Source organism: Morganella sp. HSTU-ASny43 (assembly GCF_022819185.1).
Classification (GTDB): Bacteria; Pseudomonadota; Gammaproteobacteria; order Enterobacterales; family Enterobacteriaceae; genus Morganella; species Morganella morganii.
In genome coordinates this window covers 1-25,477 of sequence record NZ_WSPG01000009.1, presented here as the reverse complement: position 1 = coordinate 25,477, position 25,477 = coordinate 1, and the positions used below count along the sequence as shown (strand labels likewise).

Genomic DNA, 25,477 nt, shown 5'->3' with positions numbered 1-25,477 from the left:
TTTTTTATGCCTGTGATTCAGGCACGTTATCCGTCAATCAGAATCAGGAGATCCCGATGAAAGCTTATCAGCGCGAATTTATTGAACTTGCGATGAAAAAACAGGTACTGAAATTTGGTGAATTTACGCTGAAATCCGGCCGGAAAAGCCCGTATTTCTTCAATGCCGGGTTATTCAATACAGGGCGGGATTTGGCACTGCTCGGACGCTTTTATGCGGCAGCATTATGCGACAGCGGCGTACAGTATGATGTCCTGTTCGGGCCTGCCTACAAGGGTATTCCGATTGCAACGACGACAGCCGTCGCACTGGCCGAGCATCATGATCTTGATATGCCGTACTGTTTTAACCGTAAGGAAGCCAAAGATCACGGGGAAGGCGGAACATTGGTCGGCAGCCCGCTGAGCGGGCGGATTGTGGTGGTGGATGATGTGATCACCGCCGGAACGGCGATCCGTGAGTCGATGGAAATCATCAGACAAAACAATGCTTCGCTTACCGGTGTGATGCTGAGTCTTGATCGTCAGGAAAAAGGCAAAGGCGAGTTATCCGCCGTCCAGGAAGTGGAGCGCGATTACGGTTGTCAGGTATTTTCCATTATCACACTGAATGATTTAATCAGCTATCTGGCGGAAGATCCGCAGATGGACAGCCATTTACAGGCTGTACGGGCTTACCGTGAGCAGTACGGGATTGAGATCTGAGCCGGACAGCAGGCAAAAAAAAGCCCTCGCCCAATAAAACGGGCGGGGTGAGTAGTTTAACTAAAAACGGTATTACTGAAGTTGTGCAAGGATCAGCGGCCAGCGGGCTTCAAATTCCTGTGTTGGCCGGTACTTAAATTCTGAGCGTACAAAACGGGACAGCATGCCTTCGCAAAAGGCGAGCAACTGAGATGCTAACAGGCTTTCGTCATAAGTAAAACCGCTGCCGTCACGGATCCGCTTTTCTTTTAAGACCTGACGCAACTGAGCTTCGATTCGTTCATACAACTGATTAATTCTGCTCTGTAATTTATCCTGCTCAAACATCAGTGCGTGACCGGTCATGATACGGGTCAGGCCGGGGTTCTTTTCCGAGAATCCCAGAATCAGCATCAGAATCAGTTTTATCCGCGAGATAGTCTCTTTTTCATCCTGAAGGATGAGGTTTATCCGCGAAATCAGTGAGTCCTCAATAAATACGATCAGGCTGTCGAACATTTTTGTTTTGCTGGAAAAATGACGATAGAGCGCTGCTTCTGAAACACCCACACTGGCGGCAAGTTTGGCGGTTGTTATACGCTGACTGCCGTCACTGGACTCAAGCATCAGCGCAAGCGCCTGCAGGATCTCCTCGCGCCTGTTCTTCTTTTTTGTACTTTCTGCCATGTCAGATAAAACCCCTGCGTTAACGCAAAAACAAATCTGCCGACTGACAGCCGTACACCAGTACTGCTGTCAGAAAAGCGACGGAAATAACGGCGTTATTAGTATTATTGACGGCCTGAATGGCCAAATCCGCCGGCTCCGCGCTCGCTTTCGGTAAATTCTTCAACAATATTGAATTCAGCCTGAACAACAGGAACGATAATCATCTGTGCGATACGTTCGCCCGGTTCAATCGTGAAGGTGGTGTCGCCACGGTTCCAGACGGATACCATCAGTTGTCCCTGATAATCAGAGTCGATTAAGCCCACCAGGTTGCCGAGAACCACGCCATGTTTGTGGCCGAGGCCGGAACGCGGCAGTACCATTGCCGCCAGGGACGGGTCTGCAATATGGACGGCAAGGCCGGTCGGCAGTAACAGTGTCTGGCCCGGCTTCAGTTCAGTGGCTTCATCCAGGCAGGCACGTAAGTCCAGACCCGCAGAACCCGGCGTGGCGTAGGCCGGTAACGGAAATTCCCCGCCGATGCGCGGATCAAGAATCTTAATGTCGATTTTTTTGGTCATAGTGTTTCAGTATTTCGTCCAGTAAATGGTGGCTGAGCTCGGATTTGCTCATGTTCGGTAAGCTGATATCGCCGGTATGCCAGTACAGATGCAGGGCATTGTTATCACTGTTAAAGCCTTGGTTTTCAACAGAAACGTCATTGGCGCAAATCATATCGAGCTGCTTTTTCACCAACTTGCCGCGCGCGTATTCTTCCACATTTTGGGTTTCAGCTGCAAATCCAATCACAAATGGCCGGTTTTTTTCCAGTGCACCGACACCGGCGATCACATCCGGATTTTTCACCATCGTGAAGGTGATTTCGTCGCCCTGTTTTTTAATTTTCTCAGGCGCAACCGCTTTGGCGCGGTAATCCGCGACGGCAGCACAGCCGATAAAAATATCCTGCTGCGGGGCTGTTTTCTGTGCGGCATCATTCATTTCACAGGCACTGCTGACATCAATACGTTTAACACCCGCTGGTGTCGGTAGTGTGACAGGCCCGGCAATCAGTGTGACATCCGCGCCGCGTGCTGCGGCAGCCGCTGCAATGGCAAAACCCATTTTGCCGGAGCTGTGATTGCTGATAAAACGCACCGGGTCGAGTGCTTCGCGCGTCGGCCCGGCGGTAATGGCCAGACGGATGCCGGACATATCCTGTTTTTTACGGAAGTGCTGTTCTGCCCGTGAGACTATCTCTGACGGATCCAGCATGCGTCCCGGACCAACATCACCGCAGGCCTGGCTGCCGCTGTCCGGTCCCCAGACCGCAAAACCGAGCTGTTCCAGGTGCGCGAGATTTTCCTGAGTGGTCTGTGCGCGGTACATCTGCTGGTTCATGGCCGGTGAAACGGCAATAGTGGCATCAGATGCCAGGCAGATAGTGGTGACCAGGTCATTTGCCATGCCGGCGCTCAGGCGGGCAATCAGGTCAGCCGTGGCGGGCGCGAGAATAATGAGATCCGCCCATTTCCCCAGCTCAATATGACCCATTGCCGCTTCTGCAGCCGGGTCAAGAACGCTTTCGGCCACCGGGAAGCCGGAAACGGCCTGGAGTGTCAGCGGGGTGATAAATGCGGTTGCCGCAGGTGTCATGGCGACACGGACAACCGCACCCCGGTCACGCAGACGGCGGACAATCTCAGGGGCTTTATAGGCTGCGATACCACCACTGATACCCAGAACTATCTGTTTTCCTGTCAGTTCGGACATTGTGTTTTATCCAGTTATTTTTCGGAGATACGCGATTTTACCACAACACCGCCGTATAGGTAGGGTGCTGTGTATTTATCCAGCTAAATAATGTTTTTTCTTCGGCGCGTCTCGCAAAAATGGCGTGTTTTATGCGAAAAAACCGCCGGTACTGACATACTTTTTCCGGTAAAGCAGAGAAAACGGCGGGGGAAAAATGGATAACATAACCGGAAATACGGCACTGATGCCGAGAGAAAAACTGATTGCTTACGGGGCATCTGTTCTGAGTGATTCAGAACTGCTGGCTATTTTTTTGCGTACCGGTACCCGTGAGCGGCCGGTGCGGCAGTTTGCGGAGTATCTGCTGGACGTCTTCGGGTCACTGCACCGGTTGCTGACAGCAGGGTATGAGGAGTTTAAGCCTCTGCCCGGGATAGGGGACAGTAAGTTTTGCCAGATGCAGGCGATTGTCGAGTTGTCCAGGCGCTATTTCAGCAGTCAGTTTCAGGAAACGCAATTTCTCAGCAGTGCCTGTACTGTAAAGGCGTATCTTAACCAGCGGATGGCCGGGCAGGAGCGGGAAGTCTTTGCAGTACTTTTTCTCAATAATCAGAACCAACTTATACGTTACGAGGAGATGTTTTCAGGGACGGTAAACTGTGTGGAAGTACATCCCAGAGAGATTTTGCGCCTGGCGCTCAAAGTGAATGCAGTTTCTGTGATTCTGGCGCATAATCACCCCTCCGGTAACGAAAACCCCAGCCGGGCTGACCGTCTGCTGACAAAAAAAATTGTTCAGGCATGTGAGTTGGTGGGGATTAACGTGTTGGATCACCTGATTATCGGGAAATTCAATATGTTTTCGTTTGCAGAACACGAGCTGATCTGAGCAGTTTTTTTCGCAGAAACACACGATCTTTACTGTTCGGGTCTTGAGCGTTTGCGCCGGAAAGCGTATACTACGCCACCTTTGAGGATCTTGGGTTTGGCGAGAAGAGCCTATCTCAGCATATTTTTGCTGGTTGACAGAGCAATTTCCCGGCGAGTCAAAAGTAAGCTGAGATGGGCTCCTAAGCCTGACGAGGCAGCCTCACCCAATACAAAGCTCGAGCTGATTAGATTTTTGGAGAATAGACATGTCCCGAGTCTGCCAAGTTACTGGCAAGCGTCCGATGAGCGGTAACAACCGTTCTCACGCATTAAATGCGACCAAACGTCGTTTTCTGCCGAACCTGCACTCTCACCGTTTCTGGGTTGAGTCTGAAAAACGTTTCGTGACTCTGCGTGTATCTGCTAAAGGTATGCGTATCATTGATAAAAAGGGTATCGAAGCTGTTTTAGCTGATTTACGTACCCGCGGTGAGAAGTACTAAGGAGCTGAAAAATGGCTAAAGGTATTCGCGAAAAGATCAAACTGGTTTCTTCTGAAGGTACAGGTCACTTCTATACCACTACGAAGAACAAACGTACTATGCCTGAAAAACTGGAAATGAAAAAATTCGATCCGGTTGTTCGTAAGCATGTAATGTACAAAGAAGCAAAAATTAAGTAATTTCTGCTTCCTGATTGAAAAAACCCGGCTTCGGCCGGGTTTTTTATTGCCTGTTTACAGGGAAAGGCAGACTGGCAGAGGGTAATATTGTCATCTGTCTTCACTCTCTGAGTTGGTTGATATAATATATTACTCTTTTATAAATTATTGGTGTTTTTATATAAAACGATATCTTTTCAAACGTTAATTGAAGATAAAATGGCAGATAAATCGGATACTTATCTTAAATACTGATTGTAAGAGTATTAAAATATTCAGATTGTTGTATCATTTACGGGTACTATTGTTTTATCAGAACATACAACTATAACGGCTGATTTATTTATTATTTTTATATAGTTTTTATATGATTACTGAGTTGGCGTGCCAGTGACAGCCAGAATCTGAATCAGTTTACTTCGCAGATAAAAACGAATGTTGGAATATGATATGAGTAACTCGGTTATTTCGGTCATGATTGCAGTACATAATGCGGAGTCATCAATCCTGGCCGCGTTAGAGAGCCTGGATAATGCCCTGAATGAGAATAGTTCTCCGGAGCAGGTTGAAGCGATCATTATTAATGATGGCTCCACCGATAAATCGCTGGATCTTATCAACCATTATCAGCCACGAAACTTTATTAAAGTCGTTGAAACAGTTAACTTTTCCAATGTCGGGAAAGTCCGCCATTATGCATATTCATTATCCCGCGGCAAATATATCACGGCGTTAGACAGTGACGATATGCTGAAAAACGGCGCACTGAGCCGGATTATGGATATTATGCGGGAGCATCCGTTCGATCTGCTGATAACCCGTCTCGATGAACATCATGATCGTAATCCGGTATTAGAAATTGAGGATAAACCTGTAGTATCCATCACTCAGGACAGGTTAAAAGAACTCTATCTGGAACATAAGACGGTAAAAGGTCATTTACTCGGCCGGTTTATCCGCAGGGATATCCTGACAGATGATATGTTCCCTGAAATTTATTGCTATGAAGATGTGGTTATTACTGCAAATGTTATTTGCGCTGCTCAGAATATCCTGATCACAGATACTCAGATTTATTGCTACTATAAACATCGCGGCAGCTTATCCACAGAGAAAAGTATGAATAAAACCGTTCTTTTCCTGCAAATTGTTTTATCAATGGAAAGCTTCTTTGTAAAAAATAAAAATGAAAAAGTGATGTTTGAAGGACTGTTCGTTAAAGTATGTTCTGATTATTTATCAAGAAATAATAAACGTAAGCTTCCTCATTTTGTTATGGATCGGTTTAATGATATCAAAGTATTCCGCTTCCTGTTCAGCTCTAAAGTAAGATTAAGCAGAAAAATTATGTTTTTAAAAATAAAATCAGCAGGAGTTTTTTAAATGTTCACAAGCAGAACATTACCAATTCTCATTGGTATGCTGATGACTTTCTCAATGGTTATTGCTTCTTTCGTGGATACCTTGTCACGGGATTCTTATTTTATACTGAGTTATTTATCCGTTATCGTGACATTCTGGCTGGTTTTTTTCAAAAGAATGTCACTTTTCCGTGACCGCGCTGTGTTGCTTGTTGCAGTATCATTCCTGTTGTTTGGTATTTCCCGGGTTGCCTGGTCATTTCTGATGAATGATGACGGGTTGAGTATTTATAAAAACTACTCACCCACAGCATCGAGAATTATACTCGGAGCGTTTATTTTTTGTGTTTGTATTTTATTAAAAAATGAGCTGAAGTGTTTTTTTAGTAATAAATATATTTCAGCTATTATTAAGGTATTACCGCTCTATATTTTATTGTATGCGCTTTATGATATCTTTGTTTTGCATAAAGACAGAGTTGAACTGGATACAAACAGGGCAACAGTAACTGCCTACTTTATCAGTGCAATATTTTTTGTCAGCCTTCATTTTTGTACACAGGTAAAAAATAAACTGAATGTTTCATTGTTTTTTACTAACCTGATTATTTCAAATGCGATTATTATTCTGACGCAAACCCGTGCTGCAATAGCTATTTATCTTCTGCTTTCTGTTTTCTATACCGCCATTGTTTTCCGGAAGAGCCTGAATGTAAAAAAAGCCAGTATGGTTGTGGTATTTCTGCTGATTTTTGCCGGCATATCATATGAATTTTTATATAAATCCCGTATTAATGCTGCTATTTTGGAAACCCAGAATTATGATGTAACAAAACCGGGGGGATCGCTGGGTAATCGTTATACTATGTGGTATGCGGGACTGTCTGCGTTTAAGCATGCCCCGATGGGGGAGTCTTTTCAGGCCCGCAATGATTTTATTTCAGAAAAAATAGCGGCTGGTAACATCAGTGATTCAATAGATGAATTTCTGACGGTACATCTGCACAGCGAATTAATTGAGGTGCTGTCATTGCAGGGGGTTATCGGTGGTGTGCTGCTGGTGCTGATTTATCTCTCTCTGTTGTATGCCGGTATTCGTAATAAGAACGTATTACTGATAATGATTACCTTGTGCCTGGCCGGTTATGGTCTGACAGATGTATTGTTCTTCAGTCGTGAGAGTATTACTGTTTATCTCCTGTGTATTGCAGTGGCCCTGGTGACCGGCGGTAAAGAAGATACCGCAGAACAGCCGCTGCCGATTGATCGCTGAGGAGGTATCTGTGCCTGAATTGCCCGAAGTCGAAACCAGCCGGCGCGGCATTGAGCCGCATCTGGTCGGTAATACAGTGCGTTATGTTGAAGTCCGTAACCGGCGGCTGCGCTGGCCGGTGTCAGAACAGATTGAGCGCCTGAGTGACCGGCCGGTGCTCAGCGTACAGCGCCGCGCAAAATATCTGCTGATTGAGTTGCCGGAAGGGTGGATTATCATCCATCTGGGAATGTCCGGCAGTTTGCGTATTCTTTTGGAAGAAACGCCGGAAGAGAAACACGACCATGTGGATATGGTGCTCGGTGACGGTAAAATTCTGCGCTATACCGACCCGCGCCGTTTTGGTGCCTGGTTGTGGGCAGATGATCTGGCAACCTGTCCGGTACTGGCGAATTTGGGGCCGGAGCCGCTGAGTGATGATTTTGATGCCGCGTATCTGTTCGCCAAATCCCGCAAACGAAACACACCAGTCAAAAGCTGGCTGATGGATAATAAAATTGTGGTGGGGGTGGGGAATATTTATGCCAATGAATCCCTCTTTTTATCCCGCATTCATCCGCTGCGTCCTGCCAAAGATCTGACTGAAGATGAGGTTGCCCGCCTGGTTGCCACCATAAAGCAGGTACTGACGGAATCCATCAAACAGGGCGGCACCACGCTGAAAGATTTTTTACAGTCGGACGGAAAACCCGGTTATTTTGCCCAGGAACTGTTTGTGTACGGAAAACAGGGAGAGTGCTGTGCGAACTGCGGACAGAAGATTGAAGTGGTGAAAGTCGGTCAGCGGAGCACGTTTTTCTGCCCCGCCTGTCAGCACTGATTATACTTTACCTAGTTTTTGCATCATCGCCTGTGCGACGGACTCCGGCAGAAATGCAGAGACATCACCGTCGTGCAGGGCCACGTCTTTAATCAGGGATGAAGAAACAAAAGAGAGATTCTGCGACGGCAGGAGGAAAACACTCTCGAGATCCTGCGCAAAATGGCGGTTCATATTCGCCAGCTGCCATTCATATTCAAAGTCAGCAACAGACCGGACACCCCGGATCAGCACATTGGCATTTTGCTTTTTGGCAAAATTCGCCATCAGCTCAGAAAACCCCAGAACTTCCACATTCGGGATGTGAGAACATACATCTTTTGCCAGCGCAACCCGCTCATCGAGGGTAAACATCGGATTTTTACGGCTGCTGTTGGCGATCGCGAGCAGGATGTGATCAAACATTTTTGAGGCGCGCTCAAGAATATCGATATGTCCGCAGGTAATCGGGTCAAAAGTGCCGGGATAGATTGCGCGTGTTTTCATGATGCTGACTCATCGTTGTTACTGACGGACCACAAAGTGGCGTATTTATTAAAGGTATATTGTGCGTTCACAAATGCAAGGATAAGCCCCTGTTTACCATCCAGGAATCCGGCTCTCAGCAGCCAGGTTTTACAGAACGCACCGGCGGTGTGAGTCAGAACAGAGAGGAAAGAGCAGCGTTTACCGGCCAGATGACGGGCTTTTGCCCAGTCAGCAGCATAGCGCAGCTGCTTTTGCTGAAACTCCGGTAAATCGCGGCAGGTCAGGTGTAAGACATCCCCTTTCAGTGTGATGATATTGGCACCCTGTGTCTCCAGAGATTCATGAACTGCATTGCTGTTGTACTGATATTGCTCACGGGGATATAACCGCAGGACATGATCCGGATACCAGCCGCTGTGTTTCATAAAACGCCCGAGAAACAGATTGCGGCGGGCAAAACGATACACTGTATTTTTCTGCGGTGCGGTAAGTACCTGTTCAACGGATTGTTTCAGCTCCGGCGTAACCCGCTCGTCGGTATCGAGCATCAGGATATAATCCCCGGTGGCATACTGCTGGGCAATCTGCCGCTGACGGCCGAAGCCCGGCCACTCCCGGTTTTCATATACCTGAGCCCCGGCATTACGGGCGATGGTCAGTGTGTCGTCCTGACTGCCGGAATCGAGCACAATGATTTCATCCGCCAGTCCCTGAACAGAGTTCAGGCAATCACCGATAACATCGGCATTGTTTTTACTGATCATCACAACGGAGAGACGTTTTTTATCTGTCATCAGTGGCTCCGAGGTGGCAGATACGGCCCGAGCAACTGCATCAGACGGTGCAGTGCGCCCTGATTTTCGTGAAGTACCTCAGCGGCATGCCGCCCGCAGTACAGCCGGTAATCCTCATCATTGAGCAGATTACTGACGGCGTCACTCAGACTCTGTTCATCGGTGACAGTCAGCAGGGCATCGGCCTGCTGTAATTTGCCGCAGATATTTTTGAAGTTGAAGGTGTGCGGTCCCATCAGTACTGGCAGGGCGTGCGCGGCAGCTTCCAGCGGGTTATGTCCGCCGCGTTCAACCAGGCTGCCGCCGACAAACGCGATATCTGCCAGTCCATACAGCAGCATCAGTTCACCCATAGTGTCTCCGACCACCACCTGTGTTTCCGGTGACGGAATGGTGTTGCTGCTGCGCATGACATAGGTCAGACCGGCTTTTTCGGTCAGTTCCCGTGCTTTGGCAAACCGCTCCGGATGGCGCGGCACCAGGATCAGCAGCAGGTTCGGAAAGTGGTTCAGCAGAGCTTTATGAGCATTGAGGATAATTTCCTCTTCGCCTTCATGAGTGCTGGTTGCGATCCAGACCGGACGGCGGGCAGCCCACTGACGGCGCAGTGTGACGGCTTTGGCGGCCAGTTCCGGTGTGACAGAAATATCGAACTTCAGGCTGCCGGTCACATGCAGTTGCTGGCGGCGCAGGCCGAGCTCAATAAAGCGTTCCCCGTCTTCCTGATTCTGCGCGGCCACCAGGGTGATCCGGTTCAGGATGGTTTTTACGAAACTGCCTGCTTTCTTATAACCGGCGGCCGAGCGCGCTGACAGGCGGGCATTGGCGATCACCAGCGGAATTTTCCGGCGGTGCAGCTCGGTTATCATGTTTGGCCACAGTTCGGTTTCCATCACGATCACCAGTTTCGGCTGAACAGTATTGAAAAACCGTTTCATTGACCCCGGCAAGTCGTAAGGCAGATAGACGTGATAAACATCATCACCTAATGCTGATAAAACCCGCTCTGAGCCGGTCGGTGTCATAGTGGTGACAGTGATAGGTAACGTCGGATAATGGTGGCGCAATGCTCGGACCAGCGGCACTGCGGCGAGTGTTTCGCCGACAGAAACCGAGTGCAGGATGATACCGCCGGTGCCGGTTTTTCCTTTACAGAAACCATAACGTTCGCCCCAGCGTCTGCGGTAGGCCGGGGAGCGGCGGCTGCGCCATAACAGACGTAACCAGATAAGAGGTTGGATCAGGTAAAGCAGAACCTGGTATACACGCAGTAACATTTTATCAGTTTCGCAGATAAGATTGCGGCAATAGTAGCATAAAACTAACACGAATAGCGCATTAAAAAGCATAAACCCGGCGTCGCTGACGGCGGGATCCCCGCTGCCCGGCACAACACACTGCGCTATCTGTTAATACTGCCGGGAACGATTTGTGGTAATCTGTGCCTCAGAGATTGATACACCTTATTCCCTGATTTCTGTCTGACCCAAATGGAACTCTTATGCAAACAGCATCAGCGCCGGTACAGCGTATTTTAGTAATAAAACTCCGTCATCACGGCGATATGCTGCTGATAACGCCGGTGATTAATACTCTGAAAGCGAATTACCCGGATGCTGAGGTTGATGTCCTGCTGTATCAGGAAACAGCACCGATGCTCAGCCGCCATCCCGGCATCAGCCATATTTTTGCCATGGACAGAGCCTGGCGTAAAGAGGGAACCTGCAAACGTATCGGGCATGAGTGGCATTTACTGAAATCACTGCGCCGCCGCCGTTATGACCTCGTGGTGAATCTGGCTGATCAGTGGTACAGCGCGATTGTGACCCGTTTCACCGGTGCCCGTATCCGTATCGGGCTGGATCTGCGGAAACGGCAGAGTATTTTCTGGAAAAAATGTTACACCCTGCTGGCAGATACCTCACAGGAACTGACCATGCATACGGTGGAGCAGAATCTTAACGGATTAACCCCGCTGAATCTGCCGGTGACTGATAACCATGTCACCATGGCCTGTTCAGAGGAAGACCGGCAGAAGACTGAACAGCTTTTGCAGCGCAAACAGGTGACCGGTGACTATATTGTGGTACAGCCGACATCCCGCTGGTTCTATAAATGCTGGGATGACGACAAGATGAGTGAGGTTATCCGCACACTGGCGGATGACGGGCACCAGATTGTGCTCAGCAGCGGGCCGGATCCGCGCGAAAAAGCGATGATTGAATCTATTCTTGCGCCCTGTCAGCAGGCTGTTGCCGACGGAAAAATTGTGTCCGTTGCCGGAGAACTGACGTTGCCGCAGCTCGCGGCACTGATTGATCGTGCAAAACTGTTTATCGGTGTGGATTCTGTGCCGATGCACATGGCTGCCGCCCTGCAAACGCCGATGGTGGCTCTGTTCGGCCCGACGAAACTGGTGTTCTGGTCGCCGTGGCAGGCAACCGGTGAAATTATTAAAGCATCGGATTACGGGGAACAGCCGGACCCGGATGACGTGGACACAAGGACGGACGAACGTTACCTGAGTCCGATTCCGGCAGACGCAGTGATTACCGCTGCACGGAGATATTTATGAAAAATATGCGTCTGGCGATTGTTCGTCAGAAATACCGCCCGGACGGCGGCGCGGAGCGTTTTGTATCCCGGGCGCTGGAAGCACTGGACAACCGGAATCTGGAGCTGAATGTTATCACCCGTTCCTGGCAGGGTGCTGCGGCTCCCGGCTGGCATATTCATGTGGTGAATCCGCCGAAATGGGGACGGATCAGCCGTGAACGGGGATTTGCCAACGCTGCCCGTGCCTGCTGGCAGAATGAAAAATTTGATATTGTTCAGAGCCATGAACGCATTGCCGGCTGTGATATTTTCCGGGCCGGGGACGGTGTGCACCGCCGCTGGCTGTTACAGCGGGCGCGGGTACTGCCCGCCTGGCGGGCAAAACTGTTGTTTGCCTCGCCGTACCACCGTTATGTGATGAAGGCGGAGCAGGAGATGTACCATGATCCGCACTTTAAGCAGGTGATTTGTAATTCGGAAATGGTAAAAAAAGAGGTGATGGAAGACTTTGGTTTGTCAGAGTCGCAAATAACCGTCATCTATAACGGGATTGATTCTGAAAAGTTCCATCCGCTGCCGGAATCAGAGCGTCTCGCGCTCCGGCAGACTTATCAGATCCCGGCGGCGGCAAAATGTCTGGTGTATGTCGGTTCCGGGTTTGAACGCAAAGGACTGGCGGCGGCGATTATGGCGGTCAGCCGCAATGATGCGTATCTGCTGGTGGTCGGTCAGGATAAGGCAGAAAAAAAATATCGACAGCTGGCAGCATCCCTGGGTTGTGCGGATCGCATCCGTTTTGCGGGTATGCAGAAACAGACACTGCCGTTTTATCAGATGAGTGACGGGCTGCTGCTGCCGACACTGTATGATCCGTTCCCGAATGTGGTACCCGAGGCGATGGCCTGCGCACTGCCGGTGATCACCAGTACCACCTGCGGCGGGGCGGAATTTATCTCACAGGGTGAAGAGGGTTTTGTCTGTGATGCGCTGGATATTGGCGGTCTGGCAGAGGCGGTCTCGCAACTGCCCTGTGATCACCTGAGCAGCCGGATGTCTGAATGTGCACGGCAGCGGGTTTTACCTTATACACCGGCGGCGTTATCACAGCAGCTTATCGATCTCTACGGGCGGGTCCTGGCATAATGAAACAGCATATTTTATTTATTATTGACGGTTTACCGGGCGGCGGTGCTGAACGGGTGGTGCTGAGCCTGAGCCACGGGCTGGTTCTGACCGGTTATGATGTCACTCTGTTATCTCTCAGCAATACCCGCGATTATGATATCCCGGAAGGGGTGGATTATCAGGTCTCTGCGGATACTTACCGTGGCTTGTTCCACCGCCAGACTGAAATCCGGCGCCGTGCCGGAAAAATGGATGCTTTCTTATCTGATCTGTTTGCCCGCAAAGGTAAACCGGTACTGGTGGTGTCCAATCTGCATAAAACTGACCGTATTGTCGCCGCATCACAGGCACTGACCGGGCTGAATGTCTGGTTCTGCCTCCACGGCATGTTTTCAGCCAGTTATCTCGGCAATAAAACCGGCCTTCGCCGCCGTCTGAAACAGGAAAAAATCCGCCGGGTGTATAACGGACGGAATATTATTGGCGTCTCCGGTGCGGTGTGCCGGGATCTGTGTGAAAACGTAGGCGTGACGCCGCAGCAGTGCGTGACCATTTATAACCCGTTTGATGTTGCGGATATTCAGTACCAGTCGCAGAAAGATAACCCGTACCAGGGGCAGGATTACATGGTTCACCTCGGGCGTTTTCATGAGGTGAAACGGCAGGATCGGTTACTGACCGCGTTTGCACTGGCTAATCTGCCGTGCAAACTGCTGCTGGCGGGACAGGGCAGCCAGTCTGCCACACAAACACTGAAAAACCAGGTAGCTGAACTGGGGCTGGAAGAGAGAGTGGAATTTATCGGTTTTCAGTCAAAACCGATGCCGATTATCCGAGGTGCGAAAGCTGTGGTATTAAGCTCTGACAGTGAAGGACTTTCTTCTGTTCTGATCGAATCACTGATCTGCGGCACACCGGTGGTCAGTACCCATTGCCCGGGAGGAATCGGCGAGATCATGACCGGCGAACTGGCAGCGTATCTTTCAGATATGACACCGGTGAGTCTGGCGGAAAAAATCCGTCTGGTTTATGAACACCCGCCGGTGATCACCCCTGAGATGTATCAGAAATTTGAGCAGCAGACGATTGTCAGCCAGTACTGTGATTTAATTCAGCCAGTCCCGTCAACACACGCGTGAGGAGCACAACTATGGCGAAACCCGCTTTTATCATTACCCTTGATACGGAAGGGGATAACCTCTGGGAATCCGGTCCGGTGATCACCACGCAGAATACCCGGTTTTTACCGCGCTTTCAGGCATTGTGCGAGAAATACAGCTTTAAGCCGGTCTGGCTGACCAACTATGAAATGGCAACGGATGATGCCTATATTGAATTTGCGCAGGATGTGATTGCCCGGCAGACCGGGGAGATCGGCATGCATCTGCATGCCTGGAACAGCCCGCCGCTGAAGGCACTGACGTCAGACGATGATCGCTTCCAGCCTTACCTGATTGAATACCCTGATGATGTGATGAAAGAAAAAGTTAACGTCATGACATCGCTGCTGGAAGATAAATTACAGACTAAAATGCTCAGCCACCGCGCGGGCCGCTGGGCATTCAATGAAAAATATGCCCGTTTGCTGGCAGAATTTGGTTATCAGACAGACTGCTCTGTGACACCACGGGTGAACTGGGCATATACTCCGGGAGCACCGGCACCCATCGGTAACGGCGGCACCAATTACCTGAATTTTCCGTCTGAAGCGTATTTTATGGATCTGAATGATATCCGCCGTCCCGGGGATTCAGCGCTGTTACAGGTACCGATGAGCGTACAGTTCCGCCATTCCCCGCTGATGAACGGCCTGAAACAGTTTTATGATAAGTTACGCGGCAAAAAACGCTCGCCGTCCGTGAACTGGCTGCGGCCGAAAGGCGGGAATCTGGCACAGATGCAGCAGGTGGTGGATGCCTGTCTGGCGCAGGGAAACTCTCACATTGAGTTTATGCTGCATTCATCCGAATTTATGCCGGGCGGCAGCCCGACATTCAGGGATGAGGCGGCGATTGATGCACTGTATGATGATCTGGAGCAACTGTTTGCGTATATCGCCCAGCGGGCGGAAGGGATGACGCTGGCGGAGTTTTATCAGCGCAAACTCGCACAGCGTCACGCATCATAATCTTAACGCGGCATGTGCTCTGCCATGGCGGCGAGCACATCATCCGCACTGACAGAGGATAAATCCCCGTCCTTTGATGTCAGGGCAAACTGCCCCTTACCGTAACCACCGATCAGCCCCGGGTCCGTCGGGCCGTACAGGGTGATATTGGGTTTATCCAGCGCGGCCGTCAGGTGGCTCAGCCCAGTATCGACTGAAATCACCCCTTCCGCACCGGCAATTTCTGCCGCCACATCCGCCAGTGATAATTTCGGCAGTACATGCACATGGGTGAATCCTTCCGCCAGACGCAGTGCCCGTTCCTGTTCATGCGGTGCACCCCACGGCAGGCGGACATGCAGATCAGTATCAGCCAACTGGGCAAACAGCGCCCGCCAGTGTGATTCCGGCCAGTGTTTGGTATCACGGGTGGTGGCGTGGAGACAGACCAGATACGGCACGGCATCCGGCGATACCGCACGGTTATTCAGAAAATGGGCGGCAATCGCGTAATCACCCTGTGTCTGCGGTTTTTCATAGCCGAGGCTCAGGGCAAAAAGCTGACGGATCCGCTCAACAGCATGCTGTGTTTTGCTGACAGCGTGTTTCTCATCATAGAAAAAGCTCGCCAGCGGCTCGCGGATACTGTGCCGGTCGTAGCCGTGTTTGCGGCCGCGTGCCAGCCGGGTAACCAGCAGGGCACTTTTAATCAGCCCCTGTGCATCAATCACCGCATCATAGGTCTGTGACTGAACAGCGTCGCGGAACCGGCGGCGTTCATCACGGATATCGCGGCGGAACCAGTTTTTCCGCCAGCGGCGGATAGCAACCGGAATGACGCGATCAACAGCAGAGTGCCAGCCCGGGATCTGGGCAAAACCCTCTTCAACCACCCAGTCAAAGGTGAGAGCCGGGAATACCTGCACGGCATCGGTCAGTGCGGGCAGGGTATGCAGCACATCCCCCATCGACGAGGTTTTGACGATTAACACACGGCGCATGGCGGGGAACTCTTCAGCAAATCATCCAGTTCAGACAGAACCTGCTCCGGCTGAATATCAATCAGGCTCTGATGGTAGCCCTCATGGGCATCCCCTTTGCGGACTTTATGATAACCGGTGATCAGGCGGATAACGCGGGCTTTCTCTGACAGCGGCGGCGTGAAATCCGGGCTGCTCGGGCCGTATAAGGCGACCAGCGGGCGATCCAGCGCGGCGGCCACATGCATCAGACCGGAATCATTGGTGATAATGGCATGACAACCGGCGATCAGATTCACCGCCTGTTCCAGTGAGGTTTTTCCGGCCAGGTTCAGACAGTTTTCGCGCTGCTCATCACTGAGCATGGCGAGGATTTCCTCACCGGCAGCGTGATCTTTTTCTGAGCCGAACAGGACTATCTGAAAATCACGCTCATCAATCAGTTTCTTCGCTAATTCACCGTAGTGATAATGCGGCCAGCGTTTGGCCGGGCCAAATTCGGCCCCCGGACAAAAACCGACGACCGGGCGGTGATCACTGATATTAAACGCAGCCATGCTCTCGGCAATATCCTCATCACGCACCACCAGCTTCGGCCACAGCAGGGGCTGCGGCAGAGCGGCGGCGGCAGGGACATCCGCTTTATCATACGCGAGGGCAACATAACGCTGCACCATCAGCGGAAAAGCGGCTTTGTCGAGCTTCCGGTGATCGTTGAGCAGGCCGTAACGCATTTCGCCCAGCCAGCCGGTGCGCACAGGGATTTTCGCAAAAAACGGCACCAGTGCCGATTTTAACGAGTTCGGCAGCACATAAGCACGATCATACTTATTATCACGCAGGGAATGACCGAGACGGCGGCGCTCACCGAGTGCCAGTGCACCGTGGCCGATCGGCATAGCGACAGCCTCATCCACTTCCGGCATTTTTGCCAGCAGCGGACGGCACCACGCGGGTGCCATCACATCAATTGTTGCCTGCGGATAACGTGTTTTCAGGGTACGGTAAAGGCTTTGTGACATCATCATATCACCGACCCACGACGGCCCGATCACCAGAATTTTCATGTGCGTTTAATTAATTCCCCTGATTTAACCAAGCCATATATTCACGGACACCTTCAGCAACCGTTTTGAACTCACCCGGGTAGCCCGCTGCACGCAGATTAGTCAGGTCAGCCTGGGTATACGCCTGATAGCGGCCTTTCAGTTTTTCTGGGAACGGGATGTAATCGAGCGCGCACTGGCGTTCGCTGTGGAAACCGGTCACAGCATCGGCGACAGCCTGAAAAGATTCCGCGCGGCCGGTACCGCAGTTGAAAATACCGGATTTGGCATTTTTCCAGAACCACAGATTTACATCCGCCACATCACCCACATAGATGAAATCGCGCAGGAAGTTTTCACTGCCGGAGAATAATTTCGGGTTTTCGCCGTTTAAAATCTGATTATTCAGATGGAAAGCGACACTCGCCATGCTGCCTTTATGGCCTTCACGCGGGCCGTAGACGTTGAAATAACGGAAACCGCAGATCTGAGACTCTGCTTCCGGCAGAATTTCACGGACATACTGATCAAACAGGAATTTGGAATAACCATACACATTTAATGGTTTTTCATACTGCCGATCTTCAATAAAGTTATCACTGCGCCCGCCGTAGGTGGCGGCAGAAGAGGCATACAGGAACGGGATCTGACGATCCAGACAATAATGCAGCAGTTCTTTGGAGTACTGATAGTTATTATCCATCATGTACTTGCCGTCCCACTCGGTGGTGGATGAGCAGGCACCTTCATGGAATACTGCTTCGATATCCCCGAAATCATCCCCGGCTACAATACCGGCGATAAAATCTTCTTTATCCATGTAATCGGCGATATTCAGATCGACCAGATTGACAAATTTGGTGCCGTCTTTCAGGTTATCCACGACTAAAATATCAGTGTAACCGTCATCATTCAGTGCTTTTACAATATTGCTGCCGATAAATCCGGCACCGCCGGTGACAATAATCATCACGCATTCCTCTGTTCGGTTCATTCAAGAAAATGAAAAAATCACTGCTTTTATCATAGCATTGAAGGGGGTCTGACGTGGATGAAAAATTGCAGCGGCAGGAAGATCTCCCGTGTTACCGGGTTGTTTTCCGCTGATGATCTGTTATACCGTGAACACTATTTATTAGGTTATCTTATTATGTTATCCGGCCGGACAGTGTCTCCGGACTTTAAAGGAATATGCATGAACCCGACCACTGTTTTCCGGTTACCGCTATTATTTGTACTGGCCTATGCACTTATTCTGAGTGGTTCGCTGATCCTGGTTTCTTACCCGGATGTCAGTGTCCGCTATCCTGAATTATCATTAGCGGCCTATTTGTCAAAAGTATTTGCTTTTCAGCTGATTCAGCTGACCGGGCTTTTTACTCTGACATCATTATTTTTTTATCATTACCGGATAACACAACTGAATCGTAAAACTGTTCTGGCAGTTATCGGTCTTACTCTCTTTCTGTATACAGCAAACATGATCCTCGGCAGCCTCAAAGCGGAATGGCTCAGTCATCTGATGGCGACAATGATTGCGGAGAAAGCGGAGTTTGCTGACGTTATTCTGCTGGTCAAAACCGCAGATATTGGCCTGTACCTGATCTCATTTGTATTACTGGGTATCGCGACCCGTCTGGTGGCGAAATATTATCTTAAAGTCAGCCATCCTGCAGTTATCCCGGACGGAAAAACTCCGGATATTTACGCACTGTTGTTCAGTTGCGGGATGGTGTATCTGATGTGGATGATCGCATTATTTCTGACGGCGGTGATAACACCGCACCTCCCCGGCGGCATACCGGCACCGCTGTCTGATAATGCGTATACCACCGCGGCGGGTCTGCTGATTTCGTGCGGTATTGTTTTTATTGCTGTCCGTCAGCGGTTCCCGGTGGCAGGCGGAATATTGCAGATCAGGCCGCTGGTAATTTCCGTTCTGCTCAGTACCGTGCTCAGTATTCTGGTTATGGCGGCGATCACCGCCGGAACGGTTTATATGGTATTACTCACCAACAGTTTCCGGCACTTCGGGGAGACTGAGTTATGGATTATAACTGCGGTTTGTGTCGCTCTGACACTGTGGATAAGCCGTGCTGTCACCGGTGTGATGTTCCGCCGGTGATAATCTGATCATACTGTCGGCCGGGCTGGTTATCCCGGTCCTGCTATCGCTGAGTCTCTGCCGCCGGTTCAGCCGGTACTTTTTCCGCGGCCTTCAGGTCAGTGCTGACTGACTCTTTTGCCGCAGGCGGCGCGGTATCCGGCTGCGGTAGCGCCATGCGGACGGATAACAGGACTTCCGCCACTTTGCCGTTCATCTGATCTCTCAGGAGTGCTTCCGTCAGCAGATTGATATAGTTGGTGTAGAACTCCCCGCCGATTTCTGCTTTACCCTCACACTGCTCAGTCATTGGTGTCAGCCACGGTTTTTCCTTCACCACCGGTTTGACCGGCACGACCGGTTTCTCCGGCTGCGGTTTCACGGCAGATGGTTTACCGGCATGCGTCAGCATATATCCCGGCGATACCAGCTCAATATCCGGCGGCAGTTGCGGGATGAGTTTATGCAGTGCGCGGACCGTCGACGGATGCGGGTGCCCGATAGCGATCACCGACCCCTGTTTGCGTGCCAGAGCAACAGCCCGGTTCAGTTGCTTGCGCGTCTCTTCCTCTGTCTGCACATTATCCAGAAAAACCTGGCGGCGCAGTACGCGAACCGGTGTTCCCTGTGCAGCCTGTGTCGCTTTGGTGCTGCCGATGGTCACACTGTCGAGGAAATAAAAACCGGAGCCGGAGAGAGACGCCATCACATGCTGCATGGCGGTCAGATCAGAGGTCATCGCGCTGCCCATATGGTTATTCATGCCGGTGGCATACGGCACCCGGGCAATCGCAGCTTTAATCAGGGTATCAATTTCTGCGGCACTCATGGACGGGTGCAGAGTGTCGCGCTCCAGTGGCTGTTTGCTGATCGGTGCCATAGGCATATGGATAAGAATTTCACGGCCCTGGCGGTGTGCTTTTTCTGCCATTTCTTTGCCGAACGGGGAATTCGGCAGGATAGCAATGGAGACCTGCGGCGGCAGTTCCAGGATGCGGTTATCATCCTGTTTGCGGTAACCGAAATCATCGATCACAATGGCGAGCTGCGCTGCAGCGGCAGAAAACGTTATCAGTGACGAAGTGATAAAAAGTAACGAAGTCAGTACGATATTTTTGGTTTTCTGCCGGTAAGTCACTGTGTGCTATCTCCCCAGCCAGGGCTGCGGGTTAACCGTCCGTCCCTGGCGCCGGATTTCAAAATAGAGGCCCGGTCTTTCCTGGCCCCCGCTGCTGCCCACCAGTGCAATCGGCTGACCGGCTTTCACCTGATCACCCACATTCACCAGTGCGCTCTGGTTATAGCCGTAAAGGCTCATATCCCCTTTACCGTGCTCGACCACCACCATCAGACCATAACCCTGCAGCCAGTCTGCCAGCAGGACCCGGCCATCTGCCACTGCTTTTACCTGTGTGCCTTCCGGCGCGCCGATTACCATGCCTTTCCAGCGCAGTTCGCCGGAGATACTGTCACCGAACCGGTGCAGCAGCGGACCACGAACCGGCCAGATAGCCTGACCGGCCGGACGGCCCAGTCCCCCGGTGCGGGACATCAGCGAGCGCTCGTCCTGAGTCGGGGTATAGGTGGAACCTTTTTTCTTCGCCTGCGCCTGTTTCTCGCGGATACGGGCGGCTTCACGGGCTTCGCGTTCCGCACGGGCTTTGGCTTCGCGCTCCGCTTTGGCTATCTTGTTACGCAGCTGGCTTTCGTTCTCCCGCATCACCAGCAAATCTTTCTGATCGGCTTTCAGCGAGCGCTCCAGCTCAGTCAGGGTGGATTTCCGGGCGGTCTGGGCACGATCCAGCTTTTTCTTTTCAGTCTGCTGTTTGCCGAGCAGGCTTTTATGCTCTGCACGTTTTTGTTGCTCAGTCTGGCGGCGGGCGTGTAACTGCTGCGTGGTCTCTTCCAGCTCTGCAATGGTTTTTTCCCGTGCGGCACCGATATAGGTGTAATAGGCAAGGATCCGCTCATCGCGCTGGCCTTCCTCACCCTTGAAAATCAGTTCAATACCCTGATGACGCCCCTGGCGGAATGCGGCGTCCAGTTGTTTTGACAGCAGCGCCCGCTGGGCTTTCTGCTTCGCATCCAGCTGTTTGATTTCTGCGCTGAGAGTCGTGATTTCACTGTCGAGCTGTTTCAGGGTTTTCTGTGTGGAATAGAGTTCACGACCGGCAGCGGCGATATCCTTTTCCTGATTTTTCAGCTGGGTTAACAGATTTGCACGTTTTCCCTGCTGCTCTTTGACGCTCTTTTCTTTCTCCGCGATATTCAGCTGGAGATTTTTCAGCTCATTCTTGCTGGCATCGGCGGTGGTTGTATTGGCGGCAGAAACAGCAAAAGAGACCGGCAACAGCAGAGCTGCCAGTAATGTGCGGACACCGGGGGACACCCGGCGGGAATGCGTGCGGAAAACGTGCTTATGCGCCAATTTATCTGACCCTGCCGTTACGCCAAAGAAACGATCGTATTTAACTATTCTAAACTGCAATTATTCCATGCCATTTAAAGCGTTACCAGTCCTGTTATCCGGGATTTACACTTCGGGACAATCCGGCGGCGGAGATTCATCGCGAATTTGTTGCGTTTGTTTTTTACCTTAGCCGTGAATCAATGGTAAATTAACCCCTCTGTCTGTCGGAAAAATGAATTTTCGCGGCATGCGCCGCAAAATTACGATGAAAACAGCCATAACCCGGGCAAGACCGGCTGTATTTGAACCGGCACACAGGTATACTTCTGCCCTTTGATCTTTGTTATTAACCAACGGGAGTTATTGTCCCCCATGCTGCAAGAAATTATGCCATTTGTCAGTAAGCACCCTATTATCAGCCTTGTATGGGTCGCGTTACTGATCTCAGTCATCGTACTGACTGTCAAAGGACTGTTTTCAAAAGTGAAAACAATTCCGCGTTCTACCGCTATCGCACTGATTAATAAAGAAGAAGCGATTGTCGTGGATACCCGTACCCGGGACGATTTCCGCCGTGGTCATATCATTGACGCGGTCAATCTGACGCCGTCAGAAATTAAAGACAACAACCTCGGTGAAGTGGAAAAACACAAAAACCGTCCTGTTATCCTGGTTTCCGCCAACGGTATGGAGCTGGTCAAACCGGCTGAAAGCCTGCTCAAAGCCGGTTTTGAACGTGTATTTGTGCTGAAAGACGGCCTCTCCGGCTGGACCGGTGATAACTTACCGCTTTCCCGCAGCAAAAAGTAATCCGGCAAAGGATGATTGGAACATCCCCTTTGTAACTCACACTCTTTATATGGATATCAAAAGGTAACACTATGTCAGAACAACAAAACACAGAAATGTCTTTCAACATTCAGCGCGTTTACACCAAAGATATTTCTTTTGAAGCGCCGAATGCACCTGCCGTTTTCCAGCAGGAGTGGCAGCCGGAAGTGAAGATGGATCTGGACACCGGCTCAACCAAACTGGCTGATGACGTTTATGAAATCGTTCTGCGCGTCACTGTGACAGCGACTATGGGCGAAGAAACCGCATTCCTGTGTGAAGTTCAGCAGGCCGGTATTTTCACCATCGGCGGTCTGGAAGGTACTCAGCTGGCACACTGCCTGGGTGCATACTGCCCGAATATCCTGTTCCCGTATGCCCGTGAGTGCATCGCAGGTCTGGTCGGCCGCGGCACATTCCCTCAGCTGAACCTGGCACCGGTTAACTTCGATGCACTGTTCATGAACTATCTGCAGCAGCAGGAACAACAGCAGGCTGCGCAGGAAGGTACACAGGAAGCATAATGACAGACGCTTCTATGACTGTACTCGGTGCCGGTTCATACGGCACCGCTTTAGCGATCACACTGGCCCGTAACGGGCACCGTGTGGTGCTGTGGGGGCATGACCCGGAACATATCCGTCAGCTTGAGGCTGATCGTGCCAACCAGGCATTTTTGCCGGATGTCCCGTTCCCGGATACCCTGATCCCTGAAGCCTCCCTTGAAAAAGCCCTCGCGGCCAGCCGTAATATTCTGCTGGTGGTGCCGAGCCATGTGTTCGGGGACGTGCTCAAACGTGTCAAACCGCTGCTGCGGCCTGATGCCCGGATTATCTGGGCGACCAAAGGTCTGGAAGCGGAAACCGGGCGCCTGCTGGGTGAAGTGGTGCGTGAAGTCCTCGGGGATAAAATTCCGCTGGCTATGATTTCCGGTCCCTCTTTTGCCAAAGAGCTGGCTGCCGGCCTGCCGACGGCGATTGCTGTCGCGGCGACAGAACCTGCCTTTGCGGATGAGGTTCAGCAGCTTTTCCACTGCGGAAAAAGCTTCCGTGTCTATAAAAACCCGGATTTTATCGGGATCCAGCTTGGCGGTGCCGTGAAAAACGTCATTGCGATTGGGGCGGGGATCTCTGACGGAATGGGGTTTGGTGCCAATGCGCGAACCGCGCTTATCACCCGTGGCCTGGCAGAAATGACCCGCCTGGGAGTGGCATTAGGCGCAGACCCGTCTACCTTTATGGGGATGGCCGGTCTGGGTGACCTCGTGCTGACCTGTACTGACAACCAGTCCCGTAACCGCCGTTTCGGTATGATGATGGGGCAGGGCGTGAGTGTGGATGAAGCACAGGAGCGTATCGGTCAGGTGGTGGAAGGATACCGTAATACCAAAGAAGTTCGTGCGCTGGCAGAGCGTGCAGGCGTTGAAATGCCTATCACCGAGCAAATCTATCAAATACTCTACTGCAATAAAGATGTGCTCGAAGCTGCCCGTGCCCTGTTGGGGCGTGCCACCAAAGAAGAAGGTGAGCACTTTTAAGCCCGTTTTTTTATCCGAAGTCTGTGAGGTAATTATGTCCTACGAAGAACTGGAAGAAGTCTGGAGCTATATAAAGCAGGAAGCGCGGGACTTTGCTGATTGTGAGCCGATGCTGGCCAGTTTTTTCCATGCGACATTACTCAAGCATGAAAATCTGGGCAGCGCGCTCAGTTTTATGCTGGCCAACAAACTGGCAACCCCGACCATGCCGGCGATTTCTGTCCGTGAAGTGGTGGAAGAGGCGTATCACAATGATCCGCAGATGATTAAATCCGCTGCCATGGATATTAAAGCCGTCCGCCTGCGGGATCCGGCGGTGGATAAATACTCCACGCCGCTGCTCTACCTGAAGGGCTTCCACGCTTTACAGGCTTACCGCATCGCTAACTGGCTGTGGAATCAGAACCGCCGCGCGCTGGCAACCTACCTTCAGAACCAGGTTTCCGTGACATTTGGTGTGGATATCCACCCGGCCGCCAAAATCGGCCACGGCATTATGTTTGATCACGCAACCGGCATTGTCATCGGCGAAACGGCGGTAGTGGAAAATGATGTCTCCATCCTGCAGTCCGTCACCCTCGGCGGTACCGGCAAAACCGGCGGTGACCGCCACCCGAAAGTCCGCGAAGGCGTGATGATTGGTGCTGGTGCCAAAATCCTCGGCAATATCGAAATCGGACGCGGTGCCAAAATCGGCGCAGGCTCCGTGGTTCTGCACCCGGTCCCGGCACACACCACCGTTGCAGGTGTACCGGCAAAGATAGTCGGTAAACCGGGGTGTGAAAAACCCTCTCTGGATATGGATCAGCACTTTAACGGGTGCGAGGGGATTTAGTTTCCTGATTCAGCAGCCAAAAGTAAAAAAGACAGCCAAGGCTGTCTTTTTTGTGACTGAAATACAGAACACATTAATCCCGTAATAACGCCCCTGCATAATCCAGTTGCCGCCAGGTTTCAAATACAATTACTGCAACGGTATTGGATAAATTCATACTGCGGCTGTTCGGCAGCATCGGCACGCGGATTTTTTGATCCACCGGCATATTATCCAGCACATAAGGCGGTAATCCGCGAGTTTCCGGGCCGAACAACAGATAATCCCCGGCCTGATAGCTGACATTACTGTGTCGTGGTGTGCCCTTAGTGGTCAGTGCAAACACCCGGTTACCAGTCGGCGACTGAGCATTATCAGAACTCAGCCCCTCGCTTTCGAGAAAGGCATAATAATCATGGTGATGTTTGATATCCGCAAACTCACTGTAATCCAGCCCGGCCCGCCGCAGCCGCTTATCATCCCAGGTAAACCCCAGCGGATGAATCAGATGCAGCCGAAAGCCGGTATTGGCGCATAACCGGATTATATTGCCGGTGTTTGGTGGTATTTCAGGTTCGAATAAGACGATGTTGAGCATGGTATTATATAAACT

Annotated in this window: 28 protein-coding genes; 16 read left to right on the top strand and 12 right to left on the bottom strand. The window is 51.2% G+C overall.

Features of this window, described 5'->3' with window-relative positions; genetic code table 11:
• The first annotated feature begins 56 nt into the window (after window positions 1-56).
• Window positions 57-704, top strand: a complete 648-nt coding sequence (pyrE, locus tag GN208_RS06675; protein WP_004236672.1) for an orotate phosphoribosyltransferase — start codon at window positions 57-59, stop codon at window positions 702-704.
• A 72-nt stretch (window positions 705-776) separates the two neighbouring features.
• Here pyrE and slmA read toward each other — a convergent pair whose 3' ends face one another.
• The 3 genes from slmA to coaBC form a co-directional block, all read right to left on the bottom strand.
• The gene (gene slmA / locus GN208_RS06670) at window positions 777-1,370 is read right to left on the bottom strand and encodes a nucleoid occlusion factor SlmA (RefSeq protein ID WP_004236671.1); all 594 of its coding nucleotides are present in this window, start codon (window positions 1,368-1,370) and stop codon (window positions 777-779) included.
• A gap of 104 nt (window positions 1,371-1,474) precedes the next feature.
• On the bottom strand, window positions 1,475-1,933 hold the full coding sequence (gene dut / locus GN208_RS06665) for a dUTP diphosphatase (RefSeq protein ID WP_004236669.1): 459 nt from the start codon (window positions 1,931-1,933) through the stop codon (window positions 1,475-1,477).
• Entirely contained in the window at window positions 1,911-3,125 is a 1,215-nt protein-coding gene (gene coaBC, locus GN208_RS06660; protein ID WP_004236668.1) for a bifunctional phosphopantothenoylcysteine decarboxylase/phosphopantothenate--cysteine ligase CoaBC, read from the bottom strand. The genes dut and coaBC overlap by 23 nt, the downstream gene beginning before the upstream one ends.
• A 196-nt stretch (window positions 3,126-3,321) precedes the next feature.
• Here coaBC and radC point away from each other — a divergent pair, with 196 nt between their 5' ends.
• From radC to mutM, 6 genes are all read left to right on the top strand, one after another.
• Entirely contained in the window at window positions 3,322-3,996 is a 675-nt protein-coding gene (gene radC / locus GN208_RS06655) for a DNA repair protein RadC (RefSeq protein ID WP_004236667.1), read from the top strand.
• A 247-nt stretch (window positions 3,997-4,243) separates the two neighbouring features.
• Complete coding sequence (gene rpmB, locus GN208_RS06650; RefSeq protein WP_015422374.1) at window positions 4,244-4,480, top strand: 50S ribosomal protein L28; 237 nt, start codon at window positions 4,244-4,246, stop codon at window positions 4,478-4,480.
• An 11-nt stretch (window positions 4,481-4,491) separates the two neighbouring features.
• A complete protein-coding gene (rpmG, locus tag GN208_RS06645; RefSeq protein WP_004236665.1) occupies window positions 4,492-4,659 on the top strand; it encodes a 50S ribosomal protein L33 in 168 nt (55 codons plus the stop codon).
• 414 nt (window positions 4,660-5,073) lie between these two features.
• On the top strand, window positions 5,074-6,021 hold the full coding sequence (locus tag GN208_RS06640; RefSeq protein WP_243828317.1) for a glycosyltransferase: 948 nt from the start codon (window positions 5,074-5,076) through the stop codon (window positions 6,019-6,021).
• The gene (locus GN208_RS06635) at window positions 6,022-7,272 is read left to right on the top strand and encodes an O-antigen ligase family protein (protein ID WP_015422376.1); all 1,251 of its coding nucleotides are present in this window, start codon (window positions 6,022-6,024) and stop codon (window positions 7,270-7,272) included.
• A 10-nt stretch (window positions 7,273-7,282) separates the two neighbouring features.
• Window positions 7,283-8,092, top strand: coding sequence for a bifunctional DNA-formamidopyrimidine glycosylase/DNA-(apurinic or apyrimidinic site) lyase (mutM, locus tag GN208_RS06630; protein ID WP_015422377.1), 810 nt, complete (start codon window positions 7,283-7,285; stop codon window positions 8,090-8,092).
• On the opposite strand, the gene coaD is transcribed toward mutM, so the two are convergent.
• Genes coaD through waaA form a run of 3 tightly spaced genes read right to left on the bottom strand, consistent with a single transcriptional unit; the run spans window position 8,093 to window position 10,631 of the window.
• Window positions 8,093-8,578, bottom strand: coding sequence for a pantetheine-phosphate adenylyltransferase (coaD, locus tag GN208_RS06625; protein WP_004236659.1), 486 nt, complete (start codon window positions 8,576-8,578; stop codon window positions 8,093-8,095).
• Window positions 8,575-9,354 (bottom strand): glycosyltransferase family 2 protein, encoded by a 780-nt coding sequence (locus tag GN208_RS06620; protein WP_004236658.1) that lies wholly within the window; start codon window positions 9,352-9,354, stop codon window positions 8,575-8,577. Before GN208_RS06620 ends, coaD begins: the two co-directional genes overlap by 4 nt.
• Entirely contained in the window at window positions 9,354-10,631 is a 1,278-nt protein-coding gene (waaA, locus tag GN208_RS06615) for a lipid IV(A) 3-deoxy-D-manno-octulosonic acid transferase (protein ID WP_015422378.1), read from the bottom strand. The genes GN208_RS06620 and waaA overlap by 1 nt, the downstream gene beginning before the upstream one ends.
• Window positions 10,632-10,855: 224 nt before the next feature.
• Between waaA and rfaQ the strand changes: the two genes are divergently transcribed.
• The 4 genes from rfaQ to GN208_RS06595 are packed head-to-tail and all read left to right on the top strand — an operon-like array spanning window position 10,856 to window position 15,163.
• Complete coding sequence (gene rfaQ / locus GN208_RS06610) at window positions 10,856-11,929, top strand: putative lipopolysaccharide heptosyltransferase III (RefSeq protein WP_004236656.1); 1,074 nt, start codon at window positions 10,856-10,858, stop codon at window positions 11,927-11,929.
• Entirely contained in the window at window positions 11,926-13,053 is a 1,128-nt protein-coding gene (locus GN208_RS06605) for a glycosyltransferase family 4 protein (protein ID WP_004236655.1), read from the top strand. The genes rfaQ and GN208_RS06605 overlap by 4 nt, the downstream gene beginning before the upstream one ends.
• The gene (locus GN208_RS06600; protein ID WP_004236654.1) at window positions 13,053-14,174 is read left to right on the top strand and encodes a glycosyltransferase; all 1,122 of its coding nucleotides are present in this window, start codon (window positions 13,053-13,055) and stop codon (window positions 14,172-14,174) included. The genes GN208_RS06605 and GN208_RS06600 overlap by 1 nt, the downstream gene beginning before the upstream one ends.
• A gap of 11 nt (window positions 14,175-14,185) precedes the next feature.
• Window positions 14,186-15,163: a polysaccharide deacetylase family protein gene (locus tag GN208_RS06595; RefSeq protein WP_004236653.1), complete on the top strand. Its 978-nt coding sequence runs from the start codon at window positions 14,186-14,188 to the stop codon at window positions 15,161-15,163.
• A gap of 2 nt (window positions 15,164-15,165) precedes the next feature.
• Here GN208_RS06595 and rfaC read toward each other — a convergent pair whose 3' ends face one another.
• Genes rfaC through rfaD form a run of 3 tightly spaced genes read right to left on the bottom strand, consistent with a single transcriptional unit; the run spans window position 15,166 to window position 18,138 of the window.
• Window positions 15,166-16,143, bottom strand: coding sequence for a lipopolysaccharide heptosyltransferase RfaC (rfaC, locus tag GN208_RS06590; RefSeq protein WP_004236652.1), 978 nt, complete (start codon window positions 16,141-16,143; stop codon window positions 15,166-15,168).
• Complete coding sequence (rfaF, locus tag GN208_RS06585; protein WP_004236651.1) at window positions 16,128-17,189, bottom strand: ADP-heptose--LPS heptosyltransferase RfaF; 1,062 nt, start codon at window positions 17,187-17,189, stop codon at window positions 16,128-16,130. The genes rfaC and rfaF overlap by 16 nt, the downstream gene beginning before the upstream one ends.
• 10 nt (window positions 17,190-17,199) lie before the next feature.
• A complete protein-coding gene (gene rfaD / locus GN208_RS06580; protein ID WP_004236650.1) occupies window positions 17,200-18,138 on the bottom strand; it encodes an ADP-glyceromanno-heptose 6-epimerase in 939 nt (312 codons plus the stop codon).
• A gap of 225 nt (window positions 18,139-18,363) precedes the next feature.
• On the opposite strand from rfaD, the gene GN208_RS06575 reads away from it, so the two are divergent.
• Window positions 18,364-19,293, top strand: a complete 930-nt coding sequence (locus GN208_RS06575) for a hypothetical protein (RefSeq protein WP_223302436.1) — start codon at window positions 18,364-18,366, stop codon at window positions 19,291-19,293.
• 43 nt (window positions 19,294-19,336) lie between these two features.
• Here the strand turns inward: GN208_RS06575 and GN208_RS06570 are convergent, their stop codons facing one another.
• Both GN208_RS06570 and envC read right to left on the bottom strand, forming a co-directional pair.
• Complete coding sequence (locus tag GN208_RS06570) at window positions 19,337-20,410, bottom strand: divergent polysaccharide deacetylase family protein (RefSeq protein ID WP_015422379.1); 1,074 nt, start codon at window positions 20,408-20,410, stop codon at window positions 19,337-19,339.
• A gap of 6 nt (window positions 20,411-20,416) precedes the next feature.
• Window positions 20,417-21,628, bottom strand: a complete 1,212-nt coding sequence (gene envC / locus GN208_RS06565) for a murein hydrolase activator EnvC (RefSeq protein ID WP_230587890.1) — start codon at window positions 21,626-21,628, stop codon at window positions 20,417-20,419.
• A gap of 426 nt (window positions 21,629-22,054) precedes the next feature.
• Here envC and GN208_RS06560 point away from each other — a divergent pair, with 426 nt between their 5' ends.
• The 4 genes from GN208_RS06560 to cysE all read left to right on the top strand — a co-directional run bounded on the left by GN208_RS06560 (window position 22,055) and on the right by cysE (window position 24,885).
• The gene (locus GN208_RS06560) at window positions 22,055-22,492 is read left to right on the top strand and encodes a rhodanese-like domain-containing protein (RefSeq protein ID WP_004236644.1); all 438 of its coding nucleotides are present in this window, start codon (window positions 22,055-22,057) and stop codon (window positions 22,490-22,492) included.
• Between the two features lie 71 nt (window positions 22,493-22,563).
• Window positions 22,564-23,037, top strand: coding sequence for a protein-export chaperone SecB (secB, locus tag GN208_RS06555; RefSeq protein ID WP_004236643.1), 474 nt, complete (start codon window positions 22,564-22,566; stop codon window positions 23,035-23,037).
• Entirely contained in the window at window positions 23,037-24,050 is a 1,014-nt protein-coding gene (gpsA, locus tag GN208_RS06550; RefSeq protein WP_004240117.1) for an NAD(P)H-dependent glycerol-3-phosphate dehydrogenase, read from the top strand. Before secB ends, gpsA begins: the two co-directional genes overlap by 1 nt.
• A 34-nt stretch (window positions 24,051-24,084) precedes the next feature.
• On the top strand, window positions 24,085-24,885 hold the full coding sequence (gene cysE / locus GN208_RS06545) for a serine O-acetyltransferase (protein ID WP_004236641.1): 801 nt from the start codon (window positions 24,085-24,087) through the stop codon (window positions 24,883-24,885).
• Between the two features lie 73 nt (window positions 24,886-24,958).
• Here the strand turns inward: cysE and trmL are convergent, their stop codons facing one another.
• Window positions 24,959-25,462, bottom strand: coding sequence for a tRNA (uridine(34)/cytosine(34)/5-carboxymethylaminomethyluridine(34)-2'-O)-methyltransferase TrmL (gene trmL, locus GN208_RS06540; protein ID WP_004236639.1), 504 nt, complete (start codon window positions 25,460-25,462; stop codon window positions 24,959-24,961).
• Window positions 25,463-25,477 lie beyond the last annotated feature (15 nt).

Coding starts and splice junctions, on each gene's coding strand:
- trmL (WP_004236639.1), bottom strand. CDS start 25,462: ATGCTCAACATCGTCTTATTCGAACCTGAAATACCACCAAACACCGGC.
- rfaC (WP_004236652.1), bottom strand. CDS start 16,143: ATGCGCCGTGTGTTAATCGTCAAAACCTCGTCGATGGGGGATGTGCTG.
- GN208_RS06635 (WP_015422376.1), top strand. CDS start 6,022: ATGTTCACAAGCAGAACATTACCAATTCTCATTGGTATGCTGATGACT.
- GN208_RS06560 (WP_004236644.1), top strand. CDS start 22,055: ATGCTGCAAGAAATTATGCCATTTGTCAGTAAGCACCCTATTATCAGC.
- secB (WP_004236643.1), top strand. CDS start 22,564: ATGTCAGAACAACAAAACACAGAAATGTCTTTCAACATTCAGCGCGTT.
- waaA (WP_015422378.1), bottom strand. CDS start 10,631: ATGTTACTGCGTGTATACCAGGTTCTGCTTTACCTGATCCAACCTCTT.
- rfaD (WP_004236650.1), bottom strand. CDS start 18,138: ATGATTATTGTCACCGGCGGTGCCGGATTTATCGGCAGCAATATTGTA.
- slmA (WP_004236671.1), bottom strand. CDS start 1,370: ATGGCAGAAAGTACAAAAAAGAAGAACAGGCGCGAGGAGATCCTGCAG.
- coaD (WP_004236659.1), bottom strand. CDS start 8,578: ATGAAAACACGCGCAATCTATCCCGGCACTTTTGACCCGATTACCTGC.
- coaBC (WP_004236668.1), bottom strand. CDS start 3,125: ATGTCCGAACTGACAGGAAAACAGATAGTTCTGGGTATCAGTGGTGGT.
- rfaF (WP_004236651.1), bottom strand. CDS start 17,189: ATGAAAATTCTGGTGATCGGGCCGTCGTGGGTCGGTGATATGATGATG.
- dut (WP_004236669.1), bottom strand. CDS start 1,933: ATGACCAAAAAAATCGACATTAAGATTCTTGATCCGCGCATCGGCGGG.
- cysE (WP_004236641.1), top strand. CDS start 24,085: ATGTCCTACGAAGAACTGGAAGAAGTCTGGAGCTATATAAAGCAGGAA.
- GN208_RS06620 (WP_004236658.1), bottom strand. CDS start 9,354: ATGACAGATAAAAAACGTCTCTCCGTTGTGATGATCAGTAAAAACAAT.
- GN208_RS06595 (WP_004236653.1), top strand. CDS start 14,186: ATGGCGAAACCCGCTTTTATCATTACCCTTGATACGGAAGGGGATAAC.
- GN208_RS06605 (WP_004236655.1), top strand. CDS start 11,926: ATGAAAAATATGCGTCTGGCGATTGTTCGTCAGAAATACCGCCCGGAC.
- GN208_RS06600 (WP_004236654.1), top strand. CDS start 13,053: ATGAAACAGCATATTTTATTTATTATTGACGGTTTACCGGGCGGCGGT.
- rfaQ (WP_004236656.1), top strand. CDS start 10,856: ATGCAAACAGCATCAGCGCCGGTACAGCGTATTTTAGTAATAAAACTC.
- rpmG (WP_004236665.1), top strand. CDS start 4,492: ATGGCTAAAGGTATTCGCGAAAAGATCAAACTGGTTTCTTCTGAAGGT.
- GN208_RS06575 (WP_223302436.1), top strand. CDS start 18,364: ATGAACCCGACCACTGTTTTCCGGTTACCGCTATTATTTGTACTGGCC.
- GN208_RS06640 (WP_243828317.1), top strand. CDS start 5,074: ATGTTGGAATATGATATGAGTAACTCGGTTATTTCGGTCATGATTGCA.
- rpmB (WP_015422374.1), top strand. CDS start 4,244: ATGTCCCGAGTCTGCCAAGTTACTGGCAAGCGTCCGATGAGCGGTAAC.
- pyrE (WP_004236672.1), top strand. CDS start 57: ATGAAAGCTTATCAGCGCGAATTTATTGAACTTGCGATGAAAAAACAG.
- radC (WP_004236667.1), top strand. CDS start 3,322: ATGGATAACATAACCGGAAATACGGCACTGATGCCGAGAGAAAAACTG.
- gpsA (WP_004240117.1), top strand. CDS start 23,037: ATGACAGACGCTTCTATGACTGTACTCGGTGCCGGTTCATACGGCACC.